Below are 24,157 nucleotides of genomic sequence, written 5' to 3' on the forward strand. Positions count from 1 at the left end.
ATTGAGTAGTCATCACTATGAAAATACATCATCTGCGCAGCGCGACTTTTGTTATTGAATCAAGTCAGCACTTCATTGTTATCGATCCTATGTTAGGAGACAAAGGTACATTGCCACCTTTTTCGATGTTGCGTTTTAAGTCTCAGCGCAATCCCACGGTCGACTTACCGGACAATGCAGCTCAAGTGCTAAGTAAAGTGACCCAAGCGATAGTGACCCATAGTCATACCTTTGGCTTGAAAACTTTTCAGCATACCGACCATCTAGATGATGCCGGAGAAAAGCTGCTTATTGGTCGGGCTATTCCTGTCGCTACGCCATATAAAGATCAAGCCTATCTGGAAAAGCATGGAATGACGGTTTCACATGGTGTCAAGGATTGGCAAACCATGGAGTTCCTCGGTGGCGAAATCACTGCTGTACCTGCTCAACATGGCCATGGCTGGATTCATAAAATGATGGCAAACGGCTCAGGGTTCTTTATCGCTTTGCCAAACGAACCGACCATTTATGTCAGTGGCGATACAGTGTTAACTGATGATGTAAAACGTGCACTGCTCGAACTGAAACCCGACATAACAGTCGTCGCTTCAGGTCAGGCGCAGATGGATGTTGGTCAACCGTTGTTGATGGCAACTGATGAAGTGATGGAGTTTATCCAGCTCTCTCCGGGGAAAGTGATTGCCAATCATATGGAAGCGCTAAATCATTGTCCGGTTGACCGCGATACCCTTCGTCAGTCGATTGAGAAGTATGGACTGGCTGATAAAGTCTTGATCCCAATGGATGGTGAAACACTAGAATTCTAATCGTTAGATGTGTGTCACCCGTTAGGGCTTGTCTTCGCTAACATAATGTTTACACTTGAATGGCGGAACTATCATAAGGAACTCGAATGACTCGCATTAGGCAGAAAAATCAGGACTTGATCATCGAAGTGGCGAGTGAGCAGTTTGCGACTCAAGGGTACGCTGCGACGAAAATGATCGATATTGCCAAGGCCGCTGATATCCCTAAGGCGAACGTGTTCTACTATTTCAGTTCCAAAGACAAGCTCTATTACGCAGTGCTGCAAACCGTGACTCAGCCATTGCTTGAAGCCTCTCGTCCTATTGAAGAGCTGAGTGATCCTGTAGAGGCACTTAGCCAATACATTGAAGCCAAGTTGCGTATTTCAAGAGACCATCCTCATGCGTCGAAAGTGTTTGCCAATGAAGTGATGTCGGGTGCGAAAGCGTTACCGGAAGACATTGGCGATGAGCTATTTAAGCAGGCTCGAATGATGATGGATAAGTTCTCGACCTGGTCTCAGCTTGGATTTATGGATGATGTTCCCCCTCAACACCTAATGTTTACCATCTGGGCTGCGACCCAGACATACGCTGACTTTGGCTGGCAGATTTGTAACGTGATGCAGAAAGAGCAACTTGATAACGAGGATTATCGTCAAGCGGCTGAGTTCCTGACCCAACTTGTTATCAAAGGCTGTGGCGTAAAAAGTAATAGTAAGTGATTGAATTACTTTGAATGAATAAAAGCCCTCAACTAGCGAGGGCTTTTTGATCTTATAAAACTTCGAGCCGGTGTTTACTGGTTAACAAGCGCCACAGCTTCACGAGTCAGGCGAGCGAGCTCGTCCCAGTCTCCGGCTTCGATCAGCTTCTTATCAACCATCCAGGTACCGCCACAAGCCACTACGCGAGGGACGGCAAGGTAATCTTTGATATTGCTTTGGTTAACACCACCTGTCGGCATTAGTGACACATCGGTATATGGGGCAAGCAGCGCTTTAACCATGTTCACGCCACCTGAGGCTTCTGCAGGGAAAAACTTCAGCAGGGTTAAGCCCATTTCTAACGCGGCTTCTATTGTGCTTGGGTTATTCACGCCCGGGACGATATCAATACCAATCTCCTGACATGCTTTTACTGTGTTCGGATTAAATCCTGGCGCAACGATAAAGGTTGCTCCAGCTTGCTGGGCGGCGATGGCCTGTTCACGGTTGAGCACTGTGCCAGCGCCAATAAGCATATCTGGCTGAGATTCATGTAGTAGGCGAATCGCCTCAACCGCTGCATCTGAACGGAAGGTAATTTCTGCTGCAGGAAGGCCGTTTTCAGCCAGAACTTTGCCCAGAGGAATGATGTCCTCAGCGTTATCAATAGCGATAACTGGAATGACTTTTAAATCTGCGAGTTGTTGTTTAATGCTAGACATAGTGTGTCCTTAATCAGCCTGATGACTGGATGTATAAATTCTATTGAGCGCAAAATGACGGTTATTCAAATCGACCCCATACCGACAGTGGCGCTAACGGTTCAAAGCCGAGTGGCTGCAATTGACAGAGTTCGTCCTCATCACCATAGCCGACAATAGGAGTTTCTGGGTAGAGTGTGCTGATGTAAGCAATCAGTTCAGCAAACAGTGTCTGCTCGCCCCATAGATTGTAAATGCCGACTGACTGGCCATCAAAAAAGTAACTAATACCAGCCAGTTTGTCGTCGTTTTCTGCGAACAAAAAACCTATCGCACTATCGTCTAAGAACACTTCAGGATAGACAGGCTCAAAGGATTCTTCACCACGCCATAGTTGCTCCCATTGCTTGAGACCTTCGGCGTCGGTCACTGCTGTTACCTTAGTTTCGGTGTCAGATTTAGTGAGGTTAGCCAGTTGCGACGCGCAATACCACATTGCATCAAACAGCTTAATAAACTGGGCACTTTCGAGATCCAATTGAGCGAAGCTGTCTTTAATGAAAAAAGTGCCTTGTTTGGGTAAGTCAGCGATTAATGCCTCACTGGTCAGTTGAGGCTTTAGTGTGACTAGATTAGGGAAAAATGTTGGCATTGTTGCACTGGCTTGCCAATACGCTTGTCGCTGCTCCCCGTTAATCTGATGAAGTTTAGCCACGGTTTGGCACCAGATTAGATTATTGTTAATTGCCTGATTTAGCGGTTGATTTGATTCCATTTTCGTTCCGATAATATCGCTGATATTGCCAATGGTTTGGCATTAAGTGTATCAGCGATACTTGTTTGTCTGTTTTGATTTGGCGGCTTTCTCATTGCCGCGTTTGTAGTTACCAGTGACACGAGCCATCAACTGCTGTTGTTGAGGCAGATCCAGATTGGCGATCTTAGCGACGAACTCAAGTGCCGCTTTGCCACGTAAAGTGGTGACGGTCAGGTTATCACGACGAATTTGTACGTTATTGGCACTGGAGAGGTAACTAAACCCAAGATCCTCTTGTTGTGTATCCATGTTGCTACCTGATTTAACTACGATTGACTGTGATATCTGAAATATAGCCGTTACCGATATTAGTTAATGCGCCTTCAATCATCACTGCTGCATCTTCTGCCAGCATAAAACCACTGGTATCAAGCGATTTCCCGCTGGTGGGCCAGAAGTCAGTTGCCATACCGCCCGGGTATACCGCAATCAGCTTCATTGGTTTGCCTTTCAGTTCAAGACGCAGCGACTCTAGCAAGCCTTTGACTGCCCATTTGACGGCGCAGTAGGTCGATTCCTGTGCTTTGGCTTGTTGGGCGGCTGTTGACATTACCACCACGACATTGACAGCTTGATCCTGATAACGCTTAACCAGCTCACGAAGCAGGTTGATAGCCGAAGTGAGATTATTGCTGATCAGTTGTTCAATTTGCTCAGGCTGCTGATCTTGCAGTAGACCGAAATAGCCACTGCCAGCGCAGTGGATGACCATCTCTGGGGCACTCTTCAGCCCATCGAACAGGGCTTCAACCTGATCTGCATCGGCCATATCACATGGGTGATAGTCGGCGTGTTGAGAAAGCTGTTGCGTCAGACTGGCGAGCTTTTGCTCACTTCGTCCTGTCAGGTAAAGCTGGTTACCGTTTTTGTCATACTGTTTGGCAAGTGCAGCGCCAAGCCCACTACTTGCACCGGTAATTACTATCATATTATTCTCCGCTCTACCTTATCTAGCCGCGCTTTGACGCGGTTTTTGATGATATACTCTCTGGCCAATTGTTCCTGTGAGCTATCACACTTTTATTGGCGTTATCGCCGTTGCTCCCTGTTGTTTAAGGTCGTTATTCCATGCCATTTAGTTCTCTTTCACTTAGTGTTGAGCTTATCAACTCGTTGCCTGAAGATATCATCAAGCCAACGGATATTCAGACTTTGGTTATCCCACAGATGCTGGCGGATAAAGATGTACTGGCTCTGGCGAATACTGGCAGCGGTAAAACGCTCGCCTATACATTGCCACTAGTGGAGAAACTCAAGGCAAATTCCGAACAACAAGCGGTGGTTCTGGTTCCGACCCGTGAGTTAGCCATGCAGGTGAGTCAGGTGATCAACCAGCTCGCTTCGCCACTGGGTTTATCTGCGGTATGCCTGTGCGGTGGCGTCGACAAAGCTGAACAGCAACAAGCGCTGGAGCAACAACCACAGATACTGGTCGCGACAACGGGTCGTTTGATTGATCTCATTAACGACGGTCTGAGTCTGAGCAAAGTGGCGTATCTGGTGTTGGATGAAGCGGATCGTTTACTCGATATGGGATTCTGGCCTGATGTACAAACTATCGCTGAAAACACTGCTCAAAAACGCCAGACTGCGATGTTTTCCGCCACGTTTTCTGAACAGCTTAAACAGCAGGCAGGCACTCTGATGCGTAGTGCGATTGAGCTTAGCGCTCATCAGAATAATAGCACGAACAAAGATATTGCTGAACGTCTTTATCTGGTCAATAAAGGCAGTAAAACCAAGGCATTGATAGAACTGATTAAGCAGCATCAATGGAAGCAGGTGCTGGTGTTTATCGGTGCAAAAGAGAACGCAGATGGACTCAATAAGAAGCTTAATAAAGCAGGTATCGCTAGTCAGGCTTTACACGGTAACAAAGATCAGACTGAACGAGAGCAGATTCTTGCTCAGTTCAAATCAGGTCAGAGTCAGGTGCTTATTGCAACCGATCTGCTAGCTCGCGGTGTCCACATTGAACAGCTGCCAGCAGTGATCAACTTTGAACTGCCAATGCATGCTGAAACATACGTCCATCGCGTTGGTCGTACCGCCAGGGCAGGAGAGCAGGGGATAGCGCTTTCATTAGTATGTCATGGTGAAACGGAAGCACTGAATGCAATTCGGGTTCTGACTCAGCGCGAACTTCCTTTGGCAGATCTGGAAGGCTTTCCGGTGACCGATAAGCCGTCAACTGGCGAAAGCAAACGCGCTCCTCGCGATAAAAAAGCCAATCGTCGCACCAACAGCAAGAAGAGTATTAAACAGTTTCAGGGTAAGGCTAAGCGCTCTGCACCACGTGGTAAATAGTTTTAAAACAGTCGGTTACTAGTGTTTAGCCGTGAATGCCCAATAACGGGTGTGTTAATGTTCCTCAGGAACGATATCCCACAAAAAACGGCGAGACATTGAGTCTCGCCGTTTATCTAACACTGACGATTATTACGAAAGTTTAAATGTTGCCACTTTGTCAGTCAGTTCTTGGGCTTGCAGCTTGAGCTTGCCTGATTCTTGCGAGCTGTCCTGAGCATTGATAACAAGTTCATCCGCTACATCTTTAATTGAGGTGATGTTTTGCGTGATCTCACTTGTTACATGTGTCTGCTCTTCTGCTGCGGTGGCAATTTGTGTTGCCATATCGCTGATCAGTGAAACCGCTTGATGAATTTCACTCAAAGCACTCGTTGCCTGGTCAGCATCCGATACTGACGTGTTCGCCAGATTAGAGCTGCTATCCATTAAGCTTACTGCTCGTGTTGTGGTTTGTTGAAGCGTATCAATCGTTGCTTTGATCTCTTCAGTGGATGCATGAGTACGCTGTGACAATACTCGAACTTCATCCGCCACTACCGCAAAACCGCGACCTTGCTCACCAGCGCGTGCTGCTTCGATTGCTGCATTTAGAGCCAGTAGGTTGGTTTGTTCTGCAATGCCTTGAATGGTTGAAAGGACCGTTGAGATTTCTTGCGCGTGGCGATCTAATTCACTGATAACCGAGCTCGCTTCGGTCAGCTCTGTTGCAAGGCTATTAATAGAGCCCTTAGTACGCTGAACTAAAGACTGACCGTTATTGGTGCTCGTCGTTGAACCATGTGCAGCTTCAGCGGTTTGCTCTGCATGAGAGGCAATTTCACGGGTAGCGCTTGCTAACTCTGTCACCGCAGTTGCGACCATAGTGATCTCTTGCTGCTGTTGGTGAATCTCAGAAACGGCGTTGTTCGAACGCTGCGTGTTGTTGTCTGACTGCTCATTGATGAGATGTGCTTGTTCACGAATGTGGCCAATCAGTTTTTGCAGACTGCCGACAAAAGTATTGAAGTTGTTCGCCAGACGACCTACTTCATCGTCACTCTCCACTTCAATACGCTGAGTAAGGTCACCACTACCGTTGGCGATCTGCTCCAGCGCATGAGAAACGTTATTTAATGGCCTGAACAGGATGCTACACAGCAGGTTGAATAGCAGTGTACAAATAACAACTACGATGGCTGTTACTAGCACTTGCCCCCAGACTGCATCAAATAAAGGCGCCACCAGAGAGCCGTAGTTGATCAGCGTGACTGTTGTTAGAGTTGTCCCATCTATTTTCTGAGCATACAGAACATACTCTTCACCAGCGATCGAAATGAACTCATCGTGACCACTGCGTGAGGCGTTCTGAATGGTACTGAAGTCTAACCCTAGCTGACTAACTGGTTGGTTGAGAAGTTTAGTATCTTTATGGGTAAAGATGTTGCCCTTCTCGTTGGCAATGAACATGTAGCCATCACCAGGAAGGATCACTTTATCCATGCTGTTAAGAATATCGGTGATTTCTACATCCGCACCCAGTACCACTTGCTGACCATGTAGATTGAGTGCCTTACCCAGTGAAACAACATTTGCGCCAGTAGCGGCGGCAACGGTTGGGTTATCCATAAACACTTTACTAGGGTCTGCGACAGCATTGATGTACCAACCCCACTTGCGTGGGTCGTCATTACCTGGCGGTAGTACCACCCCGTTGGCATTGTCCTGGCTACCATCTGGATAGGCGAGGAAGACGTTGTCGAACGCAGCTGAATGACTAACTTGTTTTAGGTGGGTAACAATTGCGGCTTTATCTACTTCTTGAGACAGCGAAGTTAACGCACGTTCTTTAGATAGCAACCAGTCAGTTACGTATTGATTGTAAGATGCCGTTGTACTCTCAAGGCGCTGTTCAACCTCTGTATCCATACGGCTGAGTGAAGCATTAAATGAAAGCGCTTCGACCAGTAGTCCCCCGACTATGATGGCAGTACTCGCAGAAATTGCGAGTTTGTTTTTAAGTGACAGTTTCTTAAACATTGGAAACCTTATTTTAGTATTAAGTTCAGTAAGTAATGGAACAAGCGAAAAGTGGTGCAAATATAATTTCTAAGCGTGAATTAAATAATGACCTAAGTCTAGTTTTTCAAAGTTGTAGAACTCAAATATTGATGGCAATGTCACCAAAACGGAATCAGATTCACACTGTGTATGTCGTCGTGTAATCGTATAAATCTGTCAATACTCTGTCTGGTTTAACTGGAGTAGTAACGGCTGGTTGAATTAATAACGTTGAAGGGACAGACACCATAAAAGTTAAAGGGACAGACACCATAAAGTCTTTCCCCTTCGATGCTCTGAATGTGTTTCAGGTTGGCCAATGAATAGCCGTTAATGGCACGGAGCGACTGACGTTGGCAACTAAACCTCTACTACGTTCTCATCGGATAGTGATACAATCTGAGCATCAGAATTATCGAGAAACTCTATGTTTATCCATCATGTTAATGGTATCGACTGGCTGGTGATTACCGCTTTTGAAGAACTGAAAACCATGTTTATCGAAGACGCTGGAGCGATCCCCTCTTGCTTCTCTACTGCCAGTGAATTGAGCCTGATTGATCAAGCTAAGCGCGTTTATGGTTACCTTCCGACATTTAGCGGAGTAATCACTGATACTGGCACTTTTCAAAGTCAGGATAACGAAGAAGATTTGAACCCACAGCTTGCCTGCCTAGTTGAGGGACGTGGTCGGGTGTTTATCTATCACGGTGGCTTTGTCGCTTTTGTCGATGATGAGCAAACCTTTATTACCCGAATGGACTGATAAGTTTTCGGTGAGTGGATATCGGTGAACTCAATGTAGCCGGGTTTTATCTTTAACTTAACGGCAACTGAAAAGTACTCTTAATCTCTTTAACCGATACATTGGACTGAATCGCGCTCACGCCTTTAACTCGTCTCATTGAACTAATGCGGTCAAAGTATTCATCTAAGTCTTTTGCGACTACCTGGACGATGTAATCTGCGCCGCCAGCTATACAGTGACACATGGTGATCCAGTCTGATTCCGCTACATAGTCCTCAAATGGGTCAGTATTTTCCACTTCATGACTGCCCAGAGTCACCAGAGTAAAGCCCGAAACCTGAAAGCCAAGCTTCTTGCGGTTCAGTCTTGCGGCATAACCTTCGATGTAGCCCTCTTGTTCCATTTTCTTCCAGCGTCGCCAGCATGGCGTTTCGCTCAGATTAACTTCTTCCGCTAGCTTGCTGTTGCTGATGCGGCCATCTTTCTGGATACGTTCAAGAATGGAAAAATCTGTACTGTCTAACTCAAAGTTGGTGGATTCTTTCTTTTTCATGGCTTAAATGGAAATAATTTGCTCAATTTAATGATTACCATAACCCAGATAGCAATTTTATTCCTGTAGAGATAGGTAGACTGGATCTCATATCGCAACAATGACTTTATGGGAGTGAGCAATGAGTGCTCAGTTAATGACAGCTTTTATGCTGTTCGCAATTTCAATTTCAATGACTCCAGGTGCGGGGAATATTGCTTTAATTGGCCTGTCTGGCCGTTATGGAGTTGGGGCGACATTACCTTTCATTATTGGTAATGCGGTTGGGGTGATCGTGATACTTGTCGGGGCTAGCGTCGGGGTTGCCGGACTATTGAATCTCTATCCGACATTGTATCTGATTCTCAAATGGCTAGGTGCCGCGTATCTGTTGTACATGGCATGGGGAATTGCCAATATGGAACTCGACAGGGACGCCAGTGTGAAAAAATCTGGCTTTTTCTCCGGTATATTGGTGCAGATCCTTAATCCAAAAAGTTGGGTCGCATCTATCACAGTATTTTCTCAATTCGTCTCGCCAACCGGAAGCTATACGGCTCAAGTTATTTTTATCATTAGTGTCATGGTGGTGACCGGAGTGATTGGTATGTTGGTCTGGGCTTACTTTGGCTCGATGTTGACCCGATTTATTGAATCGCCTCGTAAGATGGTGGCAATCAATCGATGCTTTGGCGCTAGTTTGGCTGTTGTCGCGCTATTCGTGGTTAGCCAACCGGGCTTGTAGAGTTAACAAATGTGATGAGGCCTGACAACTGTTACCTTGTCGTTTGTCAGCAAAGACTGCTAGATTGCTAAGTGCACATGGAAGCAATCTAGTTAGTTCACAGGTTGGAGATGAGCAATTTTGTTCAAGTTTTTGTTTGATTCTCTGAATATCATCAATGACGAATGATACAAAATTACTCGGCATTCAAGGAGAAAGGCGTGAGTCAGGAGAATCACTTTACTTATACTAGCAGTTTACAGCAGGACGAGGTATCGATGCTGTGTGCGATCATGAGTGATTTCTCGTACAGCAAGCATGCTCATGAAGAGTATTCGATCGGCTTGACCATGCAAGGCAGGCAGGATTTTTTCTGTCGTAATGCGTTCTATAAAAGCCAGCCAGGTTGCGTGATGCTGTTTAATCCAGAAGATATCCATGATGGTCATTCTGGTGGAGAGCAGAACCTGGAATACGTGATGCTTTATATTCATCCTAATGAGCTTAAGCCTTTGTTTCAGGCGCTGGGGCATAAAAAGGATACCATTTTACGGCTTGAAGATACCTTGTTTGATGACGTGATACTGCGTCATCAGGTCTATGATATGTCGCAGCGTCTTCAGGGTAAGTCTTATTCCAAGATTGAACATGATGCGAGTCTGTTTCAACTTGCTCAGTCCTTAACTCGACTGCATGGCAGCCTCGAATTACCGCGCTATCGAACTCGAGCCGATAAATTGCTGCTGCGTGCGAAAGAATACATTATGGCTAACCTCGCCAATGACATCTCTATTGATGATATCGCGCAGGCCGCCAGTATGTCTAAGTTTCACTTTATTCGCACCTTCCGCGAGCACTTTTGTATCACTCCACATCAATATGTTTTGAACTGTCGTATCAATGTCGCGCGCAGGCAATTGCTTGAAGGACATAGTGCCACCAGAGCCGCTCTAGGGTCCGGTTTCGCCGATGCCAGCCACCTTAACCGTAACTTTAAGCGCGTATTCGGTATGACACCAAAACAATTTCAAGTTCAAACGGTGCGCTGATTAAGCCACTGATACTGAAAGTCGGAGTCCATCATGTCAGAGATCTTAGCCTATGCCCTTGGCGTAATGTATTCGCCTGGGCCGGTCAACCTATTGGGTTTACATTGTGGGATCAACAAACAAACCCGTTCCCATTTGGGATTTTTTGCAGGTGTAGGGATAGCGATGTTTATCCTGTTTGTTGCGCTTGGTTTTGTCGGAAAGGAATTGGTTAACCCTGCGGTTCTGCCTTTTATCAGTTTAGTGGGCTGTAGTTATATTTTGTATATTGCCTGGAAGGTGTTGCAAGCTAAGGTCAACGTCAGTCTTGATGACAGCAAGGAAAACTCGCTCAGTTTTCGCGATGGACTTTTAATGCAGTTGCTTAACCCCAAGGCTCTGGTGGCGACCTTACCGATTGCCACCATTCAGTTCCCCAGTGCTGGAATTAGTGGAGCAGCGATCATTTTTTGGTCTGTGATTTTGGCGCTGCTGGCTTTTGGGGCACCCACGGGATACTCACTGACAGGGCTGTTGCTCGGTAAGCGTATTTCTGATCCGCGCTACTTCAAAGTATTTAATATCTTGATGGCTGGTTTGTTGGTATATGTGTCGGCGACTATCGGCTATCAGCATGTGGTGATACCGTTATTATCGGTGTGATAATGAGTTAGAACAGACCAAACCTTGATAGATGAAGGCTTGGTCTGTCGTTCGCTCCACGGAGTGGATTACTGCTTAATCGCAGTACAGAAGCTCACATCTGAGTGTTGAGTCTCTGGGTCATAGCTGTGGTACAGCTCGAAACAAGGGCGATCATCGTTTTCCATTCCTGAGCCAACCACGTTATCCATTAAATCATCCCATGCTCTGGAGTACTGGCTATGTTCGGTAATTTTCTGACGCATCACGGCGTATTGTCCACCAGGAAAATCTTGCAGCTCGATATTGTTTGGTACTTCAGTATCTTCAGGCACCATTAAGCAGATATCGGTGCGGCACTTATCATTCGGTGTGACTTCCGGGTTGTCGTGATAGATAAAAATACAGGTGTTGCCAGCTAAACCTTTCATTCCAGCCCACTGATAGAGACGTTGAGTTGCTTGTTCGTAACCTTCACCGTAAGGGCCTGTCACACGAACGTAAGCGAGTTTAGTAGCATCAAATTGTTGTAGTTCCATTGTCTTGCTCCATATTGTTGGTTCAGAGCCAGTATATGGATCGCTGTTTAGCTCTTCGTTTCCATTCTTGCGCAACGTGTGTCCAATCTTGCTGTTTCGTGCGAGCTCAGAAAACTCCTGATAGTTCTCACAATCTCTGAACGCGGTTGGCGTGACGCCATAGTGCTGCTTAAAGGCCTTTGCCAGACTTTGCGAAGAGGAAAAACCATACTCAAGGGCAATATTGAGCACAGGTTGCTTAGATTTAAACAGATCGTCAGCAGCAGCGGCCAGTCTTAAACGACGAATGTAATCAGCCAGAGTTTCACCCTGAACCGCTTTAAATGTGCGGTGAAAATGGTAAGGAGAGAGGTTCGCCAAGGCGGCGACCTCTGGCAGGTTCAGAGGCTGGTTAAAGTGTCTTTCCAGATATCGAATTACTGGGATTAGCCGTTTTTTATAATCAACGCGCATTGGTTGGTACATCCTTGTTTTACTTGCTAAAGAGCCTACCCCACAGACAGCTTGTTTCAAAGCTATGATTGTATAAATGTATAGCGTGTCTCGACATTTTGCTTCAGACTTCAGCTTAATTTCGTCGTTGAAAAGGACAATCATGATCGCTTGGAAACAGCACTTAGCAGGGTATGAATGGCTGATTCACCAAGTCTGGTATCTAGAGGTGGATCCAGGTGAAGTGATCGAGCCTAAACCGCACCTTATTCCTAATCCTCGCGCTCATCTACTGCTTACTCCACAGCAGCAACCTTACGCTTATGATAGTGGGGAAACTCTACTTTCAGGTAAAGGCAGTCATCTCCTGGCGGCTAGTGAACACTTACTCTTACTCGATGACAATCCACCGATCAAACGTATTGGTATCACCTTTCGTCCCGAGGGGCTGTTTATCCTTCAGCATGCGATTAACTTCGACCAACCGGTGAGCGCAATCAATCAATGTCAGTGGTTTGACTGGCTGACTCCACTGTTTAACGCGGAATTTCAGCAAGGGCTTTGGCAACAGAATACCAAAGAATCACTGGTCGACTATCTACAGAGCCATTTTGCGTCCCTGTCTCTATCTCTACCTCAAAGCAACTCGTTTATCGCAGTGCAAAAAGCGGTTCATGAGATGGATAAGCAAACTGCAATGACACCTGACACGATGTTGGATGTTGAAGCGCTTGCCAGCCAATGTGCCTGCTCTAGGCGTACTCTTGAGCGCAGTTTTAAGCAGGTGGTGGGATTAAGCGTGAAGCAATACCAGCAAATGGCACGTTTAGAGCGGATGATTCTGACGCTATATCAGCAACAAAGCACGGTTGACTGGACCCACTTCTCCCAGCAGTTTGGTTTTAGCGACCAATCCCATCTGATAAGAACGCTTAAACAGCAGCTTAGAAAAACGCCGGGCAACTATATGAAAAGACGTGACTTGACCATAGATATCTACGGAGACTTTGAATAATCGCACCAATCCAGCTTGTCGCAAAAATCCAATTATTCTCTCGGCTGCTGCGCTAATATCTCTGGCAGATAACGAGGTAAAACATGTCATATCAAAAACTAAAACAGGGTGAAGCTATTGCGTTTAGCGAGTCACTGAATATTAAGCTGATTCAAGCATCTGATCTGCCCGATATTATCGAGATGCTTAACGATGATAAGGTCAATCCGTACCTGTTCTTTGCTCCAGCCGAAAACAGCCTGTACCAAGGTTTCTTTGGTCCTATCATCGACAACACAGCGCAGGCGATTAAAGACGGACTCTGGCCCGATAATCCAACATTTGTTATTCGTGACCATCAGGATAACTACATGGGTATGACAGCGATAACGCAAGTGATGTTTTTAACCGGCAACTACGAAGTAGGTTACCAACTGCCTGTTTGCGCCTGGGGGCAGGGTATCGCAACCCGAGCATGTCAGATGATGACTGAGCTAGGATTTACCGAACTGGACGCACATAAGGTCAGTGCAGATTGTTACGCGGAAAATGTCGGCTCTTACAAAACTCTTGAGAAGTGTGGCTTCGTTCAGGAAGGACGCCAGAAAGACTACTATAAGCTTGAGCAAGGTTTTGATGACAAGCTCTATTACGGCATTACTGCCGAGCAGTTCAGTGCATTAAACCGCTGATAAAGCAAAAGGCCGTTAAACACCTTGGTCGGGTTTAACGGCCTTTTTGTATCAAGTGCTTAGTTAACCTGGTTCTGGCTCTGAAGCTTCTCTTTCGCTTCTTCAACTTTTGAGAAGTCCAATCCCAACTCTTCAACGGCTTCTTTGATTAGCGCAGGGTTTTGCATTACCTGAGCCATCAGCATTTGAAGTTTGTCTTGTGGCAGGCCTAGTTGGCTGATCGTTGCCATCGCTGCCAAAGGATTTTGCGTTAGCGTCTGGAAAATCTCGTTGATTTGTTCGTCGCTGATGTTGCTCTCTTTTAGCAGTGCAAGAATCGGATTCATCATGTTTCCTTTTTTCAATCGAATGAATTGAGGCTGAGTTTAGCATTGGATTTAGCACGATTGAACTAGCAATCAACCACTCACGCCTAATATCCGGTTAACTCCATATAGCCACTGCCTGAATGAGAGCCTTTGATGATAACCGGACCTTCCCAGTATGGCACTGAAAGCGGCATCCTGGCGTGTGGATTGAGCGCCGAAACCGTGAGTTCGATTTGATGGTCGGGGAGAGAGAGCTGCCACTCGGTTGGGTAAGGGCGCCCCTCGATTTGAGTTTGTTTGGTTGCTTGCAAGCGAATATCCTGCTGCTCAACGGTTTCGCCCGAGCCATCTTTGTACATCAATTTTGCGTGCGAGTAATTGGCTTGTCCGGTTTTTGAATCTCGTAGCTGGAAGACCACCAGACTGGTTTCCTCATTCAGTCTGAGCGCAAACCAATCCCAGCCTTGTTGCGAGTCAAGCAGGAACTGTGAACTCCACTCGCGATCTATCCAGCCCTTACCTGTGACCTGATGGGTTTCACCATCAATGGTGACTTGACCGGAGACATCAATAAACGGTTGGCTGTAGTAATACGAGGCAACCTGCCCATCGGCACTCTTAGTGCTGAAGCCTTGTTGCCCTTGTTTCTGATAGGGTGCACTGCTGGTCAGTGTGAGTGAGTAGCCAAACTGTTGCGAATCGACGTTGAGTGTCGCGGGGAAGAGGTCTGCACTGGAAGAGGTCCACTGCCAGTCGTCGAGATAAACACGAAATGGAGAGACATCGACGCCCGCGAGTTGGCGTTGATCTCGAGACCATTTTTCATCGGCGTAATGAGTGTCCTGAGCAGTGACAGCACTATGAGCCATATAAATCTGTTGGCTTTGCCAGACGGTTTTGTTCTCTTCGGCGTCATTTTGCGTTGGAGATGCAGCAAAGCGGAACTGCGTCCATTGCACACCGAGTGCATTACCCTCTTCATCGGTTAAGTTGGCGGTTAAGTACCACCATTCATGACGAAAGTCGCTATGCGCCTTATGGTCAGCAGGAAAGCTAATCCCGACCCCGGGCAATACAGGTGTAAAGTCCTGAACATTGGCCTGACTATCACCAAGTAGTGAGCCCATATTTTGTGGTGTTGTCTCTTCACAACCAAGCAGATACAAGGTGGTCAGGATTAGGATTGCGGCTGGTAACACTCGATTCATCACAGTACCTCGCTCTGTAAGCTGGATACCACTGGTCTGCTAACCAAACGCCATAGTGGAATCAGAGTCGCTATGACCGCGACCAGGATGGTAATTGTGGCGATAGTCAGGGCATCACTCCAGCTCCATAGGTAGTTCAGGCTCCAGCCAAAAGCACGTAAGGTAACGATATCCGTCAGAACGTAGCCAACCATCGCACCTAATGGTAAAGCGATAATCAGAGTAAAAGTGACCAAGGCTACGATTTGCCCAATCACCATTGCCATCAGTTTGCGGCGACTAACCCCCAGAGCATATAGTCGGGCAATCGCCGCTTTACGTGCGTCGAGCAGCATAAAGCAGGCACTAAAGAGCCCAATAACCGCGACCAACAAGGTCACACCATTAAGGGCACGGGTAATAGCAAATGTCTGTGAGAAGATCTCCAGAGCGATAGACTTGATTTGTGCCTGATCGTAGAGCTGACTCGGATGCAGATTGAGCTGAGTGCGCAACTGGTCATAAACCTTTTGCTTGTCCCCCGAAACTTTCATTCCCAGGCTGGTGGGTAAATCAGTAAAGCCACTCTGTTGCCACAATTGGGGAGAGAGTAAGATTTCGCCATTCGGGGAGCCGTAATCATGGAAAATTGCTCCGACAGTGAGCGTTTTTCCCGGTAGTACAGTATCGAGCCTGAGTTTACTTTGTAATGTCAGTCCAAGTTTTACGGCGGTTGGTTCGCTGATAGCGATCAACTCGCCCTGATAAAAACGGGACCAGAAGTTACTGACGTGCGACTGGAACACCATCGTCTGCTCTAAGGTATCTCTATCTTTGGTGCCCAGTTGGGTCGGTAACCCTTGTACATTCACGTCGACATAATATTGCTTATAGACTTTCTCGACGCTGTCAAACTGCTCCAGTGCTTGCTCTACGTTCGCCATGTCTCCCTGTGCCGGACTAACGTAAATATCCGCATGCAGCCTTTGTTCAAGCCACTGTTTCAGGGTGGATTCGAAGCTGCCAACCAGAGTATTCATGCCCATATTGGCGGTGATCGCGAGCAGCAGTGCCATCATTGCCAGTGAGAGAGGAGAGATCAGCTCGCGCAGCTCAGCAAACAGGTACTGCATCAGGCCGGATGTGGTACGTTGCTCACTCCAGTTGGCCAGTACTCTGAGTGTTTTTGGCAGATACAGCGGAATGGAGATAATGAGTACACCAAGCCACGCCATGGTCAATCTATGATGGACACTGAGCCATAACCCTGCCAGTGCCAAAACCGTCAGTACGACACCTATCGCTAAAAGCTGATTTTCATTCGAGGCTTCCGGTGCTTGATAAAAGCCGCCATGGGATGAAAGCGGCTGGCGTATGCGCTGCTTAAAGTGTTGCCAGCAAGCGACAAGCGTCGCGGCGAACGTCAGCAATAACGCCTGCATCCACCATTGCCACTGCCAGCTTCCGGGTAGTAGTGTCGCCCCATAAAGTTGTTCCAGAGTCAGGGCAACGGTTGGGTGGAGCCATTGACTTAACTGCATACCTAACACAAAGCCCAGCGAAGCGCCGAGAGTAACCAGAACAGCCAGTTCGACTAACAAGGCAGAGAAGAGGTTAGTTGGCGCTACCCCCGCTTGTTGGAGCTGCACTAACAGCCGATTACGTTTAAGTAAGCTGTACTTCACACCGTTGTAAGCGATAAACAGACCGACCAGAAATGCCAGCAGACTCATCGCGGTCAGGTTTAGGTGGAAGCTGTCGGTCAGTGAGCCAAGGTCGGTGCTTTGGTTATTCACTACCCACTGCCCCTGCTCACCGATCAGGCTGTGCCATTGGGCTTGTGTGCCCTGATGACTAAATACCGCGATATAGCTCAACTGTCCCTGTTTATTCAGTAGCTGTTGAGCGAAGCCGATATCCATCAGCATTCGGCTTCCCAGCTGCCAATCATCAGGCAGGGCAACAACTTTGGTTCTGATATTGTCGAGAGTCAGAAACTCTATCTCGCCAAGGTTACGATGTTGGGACTGACTCATCATCACGATGGGCTCTCCTGCCAGAAGTTGTGGCAGTGGAAGGGCGCTGTTGAAAAGGGAGATTTGATGATGGTCGTTGCTCGGATAACGCGCTCTGGAAGAGAGGGCAGCAATCAGCTCGCTACCTTGTATTGACCAGCGACGGCCTTGTTCGTCTCTTACCCGCCCTTCAATCACAGGAAGTGCTGCACTCAGCCCGTTTTGTCTCAGGGTGAAGTAAAGGGACTCCGGTAAATAGTTGTGACCTGCTGATGGAATAACGAGATTCGTTGCCTGCGCGCTGAGCTGCTCTGTGGATTCTGCATAGCTGCGCTTAGCATTAAGGTTAATGGCCTGAACAGCGACAAACAGGGTGACCGCGAGTACGATACCAAGCAAAATAGCCGCTGCTTGCAATGGTGCCTGTCGATAATGGGCGGCAAACAAGTGGAGTGAGAGTCGGGTATGACTGAAACTAATTTGCTTCATAGCGCAGCTCATAGATTTGCTGCTCATCAGCAGAGTGACCGTTATGCAGATAGCCGTTATTTAAGCGAAGTTGGGTGTGCATAAAGCCAGCGCACTCTGGGCTGTGAGTGACCAGTAGCACTGCAGTATTGCCCTGAGTCGTGATCTCGCTGAGCAGCTTCATCACTTCCAAACCGGCGTTCTGGTCAAGGTTACCGGTGGGTTCATCGGCCAGCAGCAGCTTAGGCTTATGGGCCAATGCGCGAGCTATCGCGACCCTTTGTTGTTGGCCGCCAGATAAGGCAGAGACATGTCGGTCTAGTAGCTGATTGATCTCTAAAGTCTCGACCAGATAGTCGCACCACCTGTTCCATTTTTGCTGATTCAAATGAAGAGGAAAGGCGATATTCTGTTTAACGTTGAGCGGCGTTAACAGATTGAATTGTTGGAAGATAACTCCAAGTTTCTGATGGCGAAACTGACTCCATTGTGGATCTTTCCAGTTTGAAACGTTGTCGCCATCCAGACATAGCTGACCCGCAGAAAGTGGCTCAAAGCCGGCGATGACATTGAGCAGCGTGCTTTTCCCGCTGCCACTCGCGCCCGTTAATGCAACACTAGCCCCTGTCGCTAAGGTAAAGTCGACCTCTTCCAGAACACGGTGGATCTCCTTGCCATCAACAAAGCTTTTACTGGCACCTTTAAGTGCGACGATTGGACTTTCCATTTCCTGTTCCTGCATCTCGGAGAGTGCTACTTTTGGCAGCTATCCTTGTTTTAAGTTCTATCAAATTTTAGACAAGGCGTTGAACAAAGACCGTTATTTTTCGCCAATTGTTAGTCACTTATACGTAAAAAGCAGGAAAAGGATTTATGGCTTTGCTTAAATGCAGATACAAAAAAGCTCGAGTCAGGCTCGAGCTTTATAGTGTAAATCTTGGTTCAGCTTAAACGTAGTAAGCTTCTACTTCGCCTTTAAGTTGAATAAGCATAGGGTTACCGTAACGGTCCTTTGCTTTTGGCGAAGCGACTTTAATCCAACCTTCGCTAACGCAGTACTCTTCAACGTCAGTACGCTCTTTACCTTTGAAACGAATACCGATTTGGTGATCGAAGCACTCTTTCACAAAGAAAGGGCTACGTGGGTTACCTGATAGGCGATCTGGAAGAGCTGGTTTAGCTGTATCTGTCATGTTTGTGACCTTGAAGTCCGTAAAAAAAGTGCGTTATTGTAGTCAGTCGAAAATCTTCAATCAAGAAGTCTTGAACGTTTTGCAGCGAAATTGATGTCATTGCCCTCAATAGGCCGAAACAATGAATACTTAACTTCCCCCTCTCTTTGTTTCCGGCTAGTTATCTCTAATAGATACTTATTAACCATAAATTACTTAACCTTTTATTCTTCGAACCATAACCTTGCCCGTGAACCAAGAGGGAAGTGAATCATCGCTGTGCCTTCCTTTTAACCCGCAATCTGATAGGGGTATATATATGGGCAAGAAACGTTCTGAAATCAACCAACCCGATGATCCAACGGAAGGAGTAACAATTAGTTTTGATTTATCAGAGGTACGAAGAAGCAGTAAGGAACGCGATTTCATTGCGTTCTTAATTCAGTAAGCAAGGGTTCAAGGCGAGGAGTAGAGTATGGATTTGGTGCCTGTGGAGCGCGAGTATCCGATTCATCAAGCGGTTGAAAATATGAAGAAGTGGCTTACGCAAAATGGTATCCGTTCCTCGATTGACGGCATTAATCATGAATGTATTGCTAATGTAGAACTCACAACGCTGGCAGGATTGCCCCTAGCGACTGGCTCTGGAAAGGGAATCTGGGCTGTTGCGGGGGCATACTTCGAAGCGTTCGAACATATGATGTTAGAGCATCACTTTATCTCATCCCATAGTGAAGTCTTATCGCTAGATAGCTGGCTTTCGTCCAATCAAGTGCCTCACCAATGTATTTTTGCACAAGCGCTCAGGGAGTATCCGAGCGAACTGGTTAAGTTGATACACTATCAATCCTTTTACTCTTCTGACTCCTATCTAATCCCCGATATTCTGGTGAATCCTTTCTATCACAAGCCTCTCAAGAACAGTGAAGCGATCGCTTTTCTGAAGAGGTATTCCTCGAACAGCGGTTGGGCGTCAGGTTCGAGTTTTAAAGAAACGGTATTGCATGGAGCGAATGAAGTGATAGAGCGCCATTATTTAAGTGAGCTCTATAAGCAGTTGATTGGTTACACTGAATGCACAGGTGAATTTATCCGTATTCTACCTCCACGCGATCTGGTGAAGAAATACAAGCCGTATCTGGAGGCTGTCTCTCCCTTAACGGTGATTTTATCGGAAACAAAATTTGGCTGTTATTTTTGTATGTGTTTTCAGGAGTCTCGAATGAGTCCAATCGCTATGCGGGCTGCTGGTATCTCTTATTCTAAATATCATGCCATAGAGAGAGCGATTTCAGAATTAGCGCAATGCATGGACAGGTTTGATGTGGGTGAACTGAGGCAAGATACCGCGACGGCTAAGTTTCTCAACAGCTATGAAAAGCTGACTCCTATTGCTGCTCTATCAGAGTTAAGTGGGCTTGATAGTGTGGATTTATCCTATTTGCAGCCTGAGCTACGTTCGTTTGATGAGCATTTTTACAACTTGGTCGACTCGGTTAGGACTCAGGGTTATGATCTGCTGACACGCACCGCTTTTGGCCAGAACAATATCTGGCTTACCTCGACATACATCCCCGGTCTTGAACGCTTCAACATCATAGACAAAGGCATCTCAGTGACGCCTCTGGGATAGCGATGATGGCAAACTCTCTGAAGTATCTAGTATTGTTTCTTGTCTTGCTGGGACTCAAACTCAACCTTGTGCTGCCATCTTATCTGATTGGTAAGGTGATCAATCAGGTTTCCCAGTCAGTCTCACTTCTTGGTGCAGAACACCTTCTGGTCTATCTTTTGCTCTCCACTCTGGTGACGGTTATCGTCTCTCCGTTTTTTACTTATTTCTTCGAGCAAGCGATACAGCAAAACGTAGAAAGCAAGTCTAAGTCCTTGTTCAGTCAGTTGATTCGTAAACCATTTGGCCATTTTAAGCAATTAGAGGTTGGCTCTCTGGCAAGCCAATTTGAGCGCGGAATTGGGTCATATGAGAAGTTTGTCAACCTGAGTGTTTCTCGTGGGGTGCCATTGACGATTGAGCTATTGGTATTGAGCGGTGCTTTAGTCATGTTTTGTGGCTGGCTGACCTTTGGAATGGCAGCATTCATCCTTGTGGTGGCAGCCATTCTCAAGACTTTAATCATCCAGTTAAGGCGACCACACATCGCCAGAGTGAATAGTGCAGAAGATGAAATACTGGATCAGGTCGTGAATGTGTTTTCTGGTATTCGCACTATTCAGGCCAATCGTGTTGAACGGTTCTTTGAACATCGATTAGCTCCCTATTTTGAGCATTATAGGCAAGCGACAGTATCTCTGGCTGTCAGTCGAAGTCTTTTTGATGGTGTCGCTGTTACAACCATCAGTGTCATGTCTCTGGCCATTATTGTCTTGTTCGTCACGCACTTGATTCCGAGCAAGCTTTCGGATGCGGGGACTCTTGTTACTGCTCTCTTATTATCGTCGAGTGTTACGCGCTCTTTCACTGGTTTACTGGATGTGTACCGACTGCTGGATCAAAGCCGTGAGGACTTTTCCGGGCTCAAACAGATCCTCGACCAAAACACTGTAACAACGTCCCCGAGCGAACTCATGAGCTGTGTAACTGATGAGCTAAACTTGCCAGATATTCATACCATTGCTGTTGTCGGTGAAAGTGGTCGTGGTAAAACAATATTGCTTGATACTCTTTCTGGGTTGCTTACTTCAGAGTCAATATGCCATTTTTCCACCGGATACCTTGAGCAAAATAACTTCATCTTTTCTGGTAGCGTGTATGACAATTTGACCTTAGGTAAAGAGGTTGATCGTAACTGGTTAGAGCGGAAGCTGGCGGGTGTTGGTCTGGAAAAAAGATTAACAATTGACTCTCATCTGCAAGGAAATGGCGAGAACCTGAGTGGTGGAGAAAAGCGCAGACTCTGCTTTTTGAGAGCCTATATTCAGTCCCCACAACTCTTGCTATTGGATGAGCCAACTTCAGGACTTGATAGCGAAAGTGAGCAGTCACTATGGACAATGATTTTTGACAGCTTATCGGCTGAAACAAAAATGGTGGTAGTGACTCATGATGAGAGTAATCTGCATCGTTTCGACAAGGTTATTCGATTAGAAGAGTGAGTTAGGAGTGAGGCGGGTCACTCCCTTATAACTCGTTAAAGGCCTTTTAAGTATTGATTATTGTTCGTTGGTGTTATCACTGAGCTTAGTTCTTGGATACTTTGCTGATTGGGCTCTTCAAGTAGCGCTAGAAACGCCTCTATCAACTCCGGCTTACTCAGTGAAACATGGGTTTCAGTCTGAATATCGCGCAGGTCGATCAACACATCAGTAAACAGTTGCGGCAGATCTTCCAGTACTTGTAGGTTCAAGACATTGTGTTCACTGTAAAGCGAGTTATGGCTGCCTTTGTGTTTCTGCACCACATAAGGGTTATCTTTTAGATTAATGATTGAAGTGCGTTTTTCACAACGCTTCAGACAACCTTTATTGACTTTAATCTTGCGGCATCCTTCCGTTTGCTGGAACAGACATTGACGGCTGGTCAGTAGCGTATTCGGATGATAGATGCTGTAGAAGCTGCGCATACTTTGCGGACGTTTAATGTGGCGCATCTGCTTCATATTCAACTCGTTAGAGATAAAGGCTCCGCTAGCGGCAAACTCTTGCTGTAAACACTTGAAGGAGTATGAGTTGACGGTGTTCATCTGTGGACCTGCCACCCAACCCAATCCAAGCTGTCTGGCAAGCATCCCAACGCCAGAATTATTGGTAATCAATAGCGCAGGTCTGATGGCTTCCAGAAATGCTCCTGCTGCCTGGTAATCATCACCAATTAAAATCGCCGGGAACCACGGTTTAAGATTTGGATTAGCCTGAAACAGCTCAATCATTGTATCGAGTTCTGCAGCCAGACCCATCGGAAGTTGGAGGTAGACATCGACATTGGTGTTTTCGCACAGCATGGCTTCCTGTGGTGATGAAATAAGTACTGAAAGCTTTGCGGCGCCGAGGCGCGGTTGTGGTTGAGGCAACGCGGGTAAACTCGGTACGTCCACCGCGCCTTTGAGGCTGCGACCAGAGCTCTGTTCACTGCTGATATCAAAACCTTCAGTTACCTTAGCGACCTTCTCTATGATGGCGGTTTTGTCATCGTAAAGCTTCTTCTTAACCTGTTGAACATCTTCAGCCGTCTGACACTGATAGATTTTCGAGAAGTGCTTTACTGCATGGTCACGTGGATTATCGATGTACATCGCTTTACCAAAGTCACCCTGTAAGAAGGCATTGGAGAAGTCGCGGTTAAATACGGTGTAGAGCTCGCGAGTGTCGCTGGATAGTTCGACACCATCACACAGGCGGTCAATCTGCTTACGCCAGTTATCTACGACTGTGTAAACATAATGCGATTTCTTGATTCGCCCTTCTACTTTAAGTGAGTAAACCCCAGCATCTACCAGAGCTTCCAGATCGCCGAAGGCTGAGTTGTCCTTCATGTTTAGTGGATAGTTGTTGCCGGTTTTGGTTGTCTGGTACTGTTCGCGACATGGTTGGCTGCAACGACCCCGGTTACCTGATGCCCCGTTACGCGCTGAGCTTATATAGCAGATACCTGAAAAACCAATGCAGTACGAGCCATGAACAAACACTTCCATCATCACGTTATGCTGACGGCCAAATTGAGCCAGATGTTTAATTTCATTGATGTTCAGTTCACGTGACAGATTTACCCGACTGGCTGTTAACCGATTGAGGAACAGGATCTGTCCTTCATTGTGCGTGTTCAACTGGGTAGATGCATGCACATCTAAATCTGGAAAATGATGTTTCAGAATGTAGGCGAGGCCAAGATCCTGAACGATAACGCCGTCTATCTGAGTGGTGTTCAACTGACTGAGTAAGCGCACAATGGCTGGGATTTCACTCTCCAGAATTAAGACATTGAGAGTGAGAAAAATTTTGCAGCTGTGCTGATGAGCGAGATGGAGCACCCCATTCAAGTTGTCCAGAGTCAGATTGGTTGCTCGGTTGCGGGCATTAAAGCGGTCTAGTCCGCAGTATATTGCATCTGCGCCAGCGGCAATCGCAGCCTTGATTGAGTCTAAATCTCCACCAGGTGCTAACAACTCAAATTGATCGCGTGTCACTACTAATCTCTTTACTCATATCGAAAATGAGCACGCATTCTACGGGTTTCAACCCCAGCCTGTGGCGTTAGTTAACCTTTTATTAATCTGGGTCAAAAATCGTAGCGGATCTAGCCATTGTGGCGGAGAGTGTATCGCTACACAGCCTCATTATTAGCTGTAGTGTTCGGTATAA

The 24,157-nt window shown here is 46.6% G+C and carries 24 protein-coding genes; 11 read left to right on the top strand and 13 right to left on the bottom strand.

Going from position 1 to position 24,157, the window contains the following annotated elements; translation table 11 throughout:
- Window positions 1–17: 17 nt before the first annotated feature.
- Both RH46_RS14385 and RH46_RS14390 read left to right on the top strand, forming a co-directional pair.
- On the top strand, window positions 18–809 hold the full coding sequence (locus RH46_RS14385) for an MBL fold metallo-hydrolase (protein WP_006880226.1): 792 nt from the start codon (window positions 18–20) through the stop codon (window positions 807–809).
- An 86-nt stretch (window positions 810–895) separates the two neighbouring features.
- On the top strand, window positions 896–1,513 hold the full coding sequence (locus RH46_RS14390) for a TetR/AcrR family transcriptional regulator (RefSeq protein WP_006880227.1): 618 nt from the start codon (window positions 896–898) through the stop codon (window positions 1,511–1,513).
- Between the two features lie 74 nt (window positions 1,514–1,587).
- Here RH46_RS14390 and RH46_RS14395 read toward each other — a convergent pair whose 3' ends face one another.
- From RH46_RS14395 to RH46_RS14410, 4 genes are all read right to left on the bottom strand, one after another.
- Complete coding sequence (locus RH46_RS14395; RefSeq protein WP_006880228.1) at window positions 1,588–2,217, bottom strand: bifunctional 4-hydroxy-2-oxoglutarate aldolase/2-dehydro-3-deoxy-phosphogluconate aldolase; 630 nt, start codon at window positions 2,215–2,217, stop codon at window positions 1,588–1,590.
- A gap of 61 nt (window positions 2,218–2,278) precedes the next feature.
- Window positions 2,279–2,971 (bottom strand): hypothetical protein, encoded by a 693-nt coding sequence (locus tag RH46_RS14400; protein WP_006880229.1) that lies wholly within the window; start codon window positions 2,969–2,971, stop codon window positions 2,279–2,281.
- 51 nt (window positions 2,972–3,022) lie between these two features.
- Window positions 3,023–3,262 carry a hypothetical protein gene (locus RH46_RS14405; protein ID WP_006880230.1) on the bottom strand — a complete coding sequence of 80 codons (240 nt, stop codon included), beginning with the start codon at window positions 3,260–3,262 and terminating at the stop codon, window positions 3,023–3,025.
- Window positions 3,263–3,275: 13 nt separating this feature from the next.
- Window positions 3,276–3,941, bottom strand: a complete 666-nt coding sequence (locus tag RH46_RS14410) for an SDR family NAD(P)-dependent oxidoreductase (protein WP_006880231.1) — start codon at window positions 3,939–3,941, stop codon at window positions 3,276–3,278.
- 140 nt (window positions 3,942–4,081) lie between these two features.
- On the opposite strand from RH46_RS14410, the gene RH46_RS14415 reads away from it, so the two are divergent.
- Window positions 4,082–5,320 (top strand): DEAD/DEAH box helicase, encoded by a 1,239-nt coding sequence (locus RH46_RS14415; RefSeq protein ID WP_006880232.1) that lies wholly within the window; start codon window positions 4,082–4,084, stop codon window positions 5,318–5,320.
- Window positions 5,321–5,452: 132 nt separating this feature from the next.
- Here the strand turns inward: RH46_RS14415 and RH46_RS14420 are convergent, their stop codons facing one another.
- Window positions 5,453–7,339, bottom strand: a complete 1,887-nt coding sequence (locus tag RH46_RS14420) for a methyl-accepting chemotaxis protein (RefSeq protein ID WP_006880233.1) — start codon at window positions 7,337–7,339, stop codon at window positions 5,453–5,455.
- A gap of 448 nt (window positions 7,340–7,787) precedes the next feature.
- On the opposite strand from RH46_RS14420, the gene RH46_RS14425 reads away from it, so the two are divergent.
- Window positions 7,788–8,126, top strand: coding sequence for a hypothetical protein (locus RH46_RS14425; RefSeq protein ID WP_006880234.1), 339 nt, complete (start codon window positions 7,788–7,790; stop codon window positions 8,124–8,126).
- Between the two features lie 52 nt (window positions 8,127–8,178).
- On the opposite strand, the gene RH46_RS14430 is transcribed toward RH46_RS14425, so the two are convergent.
- Entirely contained in the window at window positions 8,179–8,661 is a 483-nt protein-coding gene (locus RH46_RS14430; RefSeq protein ID WP_006880235.1) for an Lrp/AsnC family transcriptional regulator, read from the bottom strand.
- A 121-nt stretch (window positions 8,662–8,782) separates the two neighbouring features.
- Between RH46_RS14430 and RH46_RS14435 the strand changes: the two genes are divergently transcribed.
- The 3 genes from RH46_RS14435 to RH46_RS14445 all read left to right on the top strand — a co-directional run bounded on the left by RH46_RS14435 (window position 8,783) and on the right by RH46_RS14445 (window position 11,055).
- On the top strand, window positions 8,783–9,385 hold the full coding sequence (locus RH46_RS14435) for a LysE family translocator (protein WP_006880236.1): 603 nt from the start codon (window positions 8,783–8,785) through the stop codon (window positions 9,383–9,385).
- Between the two features lie 200 nt (window positions 9,386–9,585).
- Window positions 9,586–10,413 carry an AraC family transcriptional regulator gene (locus RH46_RS14440; RefSeq protein WP_006880237.1) on the top strand — a complete coding sequence of 276 codons (828 nt, stop codon included), beginning with the start codon at window positions 9,586–9,588 and terminating at the stop codon, window positions 10,411–10,413.
- A 33-nt stretch (window positions 10,414–10,446) separates the two neighbouring features.
- Window positions 10,447–11,055, top strand: coding sequence for a LysE family translocator (locus RH46_RS14445; protein WP_040895949.1), 609 nt, complete (start codon window positions 10,447–10,449; stop codon window positions 11,053–11,055).
- A gap of 68 nt (window positions 11,056–11,123) precedes the next feature.
- On the opposite strand, the gene RH46_RS14450 is transcribed toward RH46_RS14445, so the two are convergent.
- Entirely contained in the window at window positions 11,124–12,026 is a 903-nt protein-coding gene (locus tag RH46_RS14450) for an AraC family transcriptional regulator (RefSeq protein WP_006880239.1), read from the bottom strand.
- Window positions 12,027–12,168: 142 nt separating this feature from the next.
- On the opposite strand from RH46_RS14450, the gene RH46_RS14455 reads away from it, so the two are divergent.
- Both RH46_RS14455 and RH46_RS14460 read left to right on the top strand, forming a co-directional pair.
- Window positions 12,169–13,020 carry a helix-turn-helix domain-containing protein gene (locus RH46_RS14455; protein ID WP_006880240.1) on the top strand — a complete coding sequence of 284 codons (852 nt, stop codon included), beginning with the start codon at window positions 12,169–12,171 and terminating at the stop codon, window positions 13,018–13,020.
- Window positions 13,021–13,103: 83 nt separating this feature from the next.
- A complete protein-coding gene (locus RH46_RS14460) occupies window positions 13,104–13,691 on the top strand; it encodes a GNAT family N-acetyltransferase (RefSeq protein WP_006880241.1) in 588 nt (195 codons plus the stop codon).
- Between the two features lie 59 nt (window positions 13,692–13,750).
- Here the strand turns inward: RH46_RS14460 and RH46_RS14465 are convergent, their stop codons facing one another.
- The 5 genes from RH46_RS14465 to RH46_RS14485 form a co-directional block, all read right to left on the bottom strand.
- Window positions 13,751–14,017, bottom strand: coding sequence for a DUF2999 family protein (locus tag RH46_RS14465; protein WP_006880242.1), 267 nt, complete (start codon window positions 14,015–14,017; stop codon window positions 13,751–13,753).
- Between the two features lie 86 nt (window positions 14,018–14,103).
- On the bottom strand, window positions 14,104–15,207 hold the full coding sequence (locus tag RH46_RS14470; RefSeq protein ID WP_006880243.1) for a lipocalin-like domain-containing protein: 1,104 nt from the start codon (window positions 15,205–15,207) through the stop codon (window positions 14,104–14,106).
- Complete coding sequence (locus RH46_RS14475; protein WP_006880244.1) at window positions 15,207–17,690, bottom strand: ABC transporter permease; 2,484 nt, start codon at window positions 17,688–17,690, stop codon at window positions 15,207–15,209. The genes RH46_RS14470 and RH46_RS14475 overlap by 1 nt, the downstream gene beginning before the upstream one ends.
- Window positions 17,677–18,396, bottom strand: coding sequence for an ABC transporter ATP-binding protein (locus RH46_RS14480; RefSeq protein ID WP_006880245.1), 720 nt, complete (start codon window positions 18,394–18,396; stop codon window positions 17,677–17,679). Before RH46_RS14480 ends, RH46_RS14475 begins: the two co-directional genes overlap by 14 nt.
- Window positions 18,397–18,616: 220 nt before the next feature.
- Complete coding sequence (locus tag RH46_RS14485) at window positions 18,617–18,862, bottom strand: DUF3297 family protein (protein WP_006880246.1); 246 nt, start codon at window positions 18,860–18,862, stop codon at window positions 18,617–18,619.
- 454 nt (window positions 18,863–19,316) lie between these two features.
- On the opposite strand from RH46_RS14485, the gene RH46_RS14490 reads away from it, so the two are divergent.
- Entirely contained in the window at window positions 19,317–20,474 is a 1,158-nt protein-coding gene (locus tag RH46_RS14490) for a YcaO-like family protein (RefSeq protein WP_006880247.1), read from the top strand.
- 2 nt (window positions 20,475–20,476) lie between these two features.
- On the top strand, window positions 20,477–21,955 hold the full coding sequence (locus RH46_RS14495; protein WP_138922166.1) for an ATP-binding cassette domain-containing protein: 1,479 nt from the start codon (window positions 20,477–20,479) through the stop codon (window positions 21,953–21,955).
- A 35-nt stretch (window positions 21,956–21,990) separates the two neighbouring features.
- On the opposite strand, the gene RH46_RS14500 is transcribed toward RH46_RS14495, so the two are convergent.
- A complete protein-coding gene (locus RH46_RS14500; RefSeq protein ID WP_006880249.1) occupies window positions 21,991–23,982 on the bottom strand; it encodes a U32 family peptidase in 1,992 nt (663 codons plus the stop codon).
- Window positions 23,983–24,157: the final 175 nt, after the last annotated feature.

Source organism: Vibrio brasiliensis LMG 20546 (assembly GCF_000189255.1).
GTDB classification, from domain to species: Bacteria; Pseudomonadota; Gammaproteobacteria; order Enterobacterales; family Vibrionaceae; genus Vibrio; species Vibrio brasiliensis.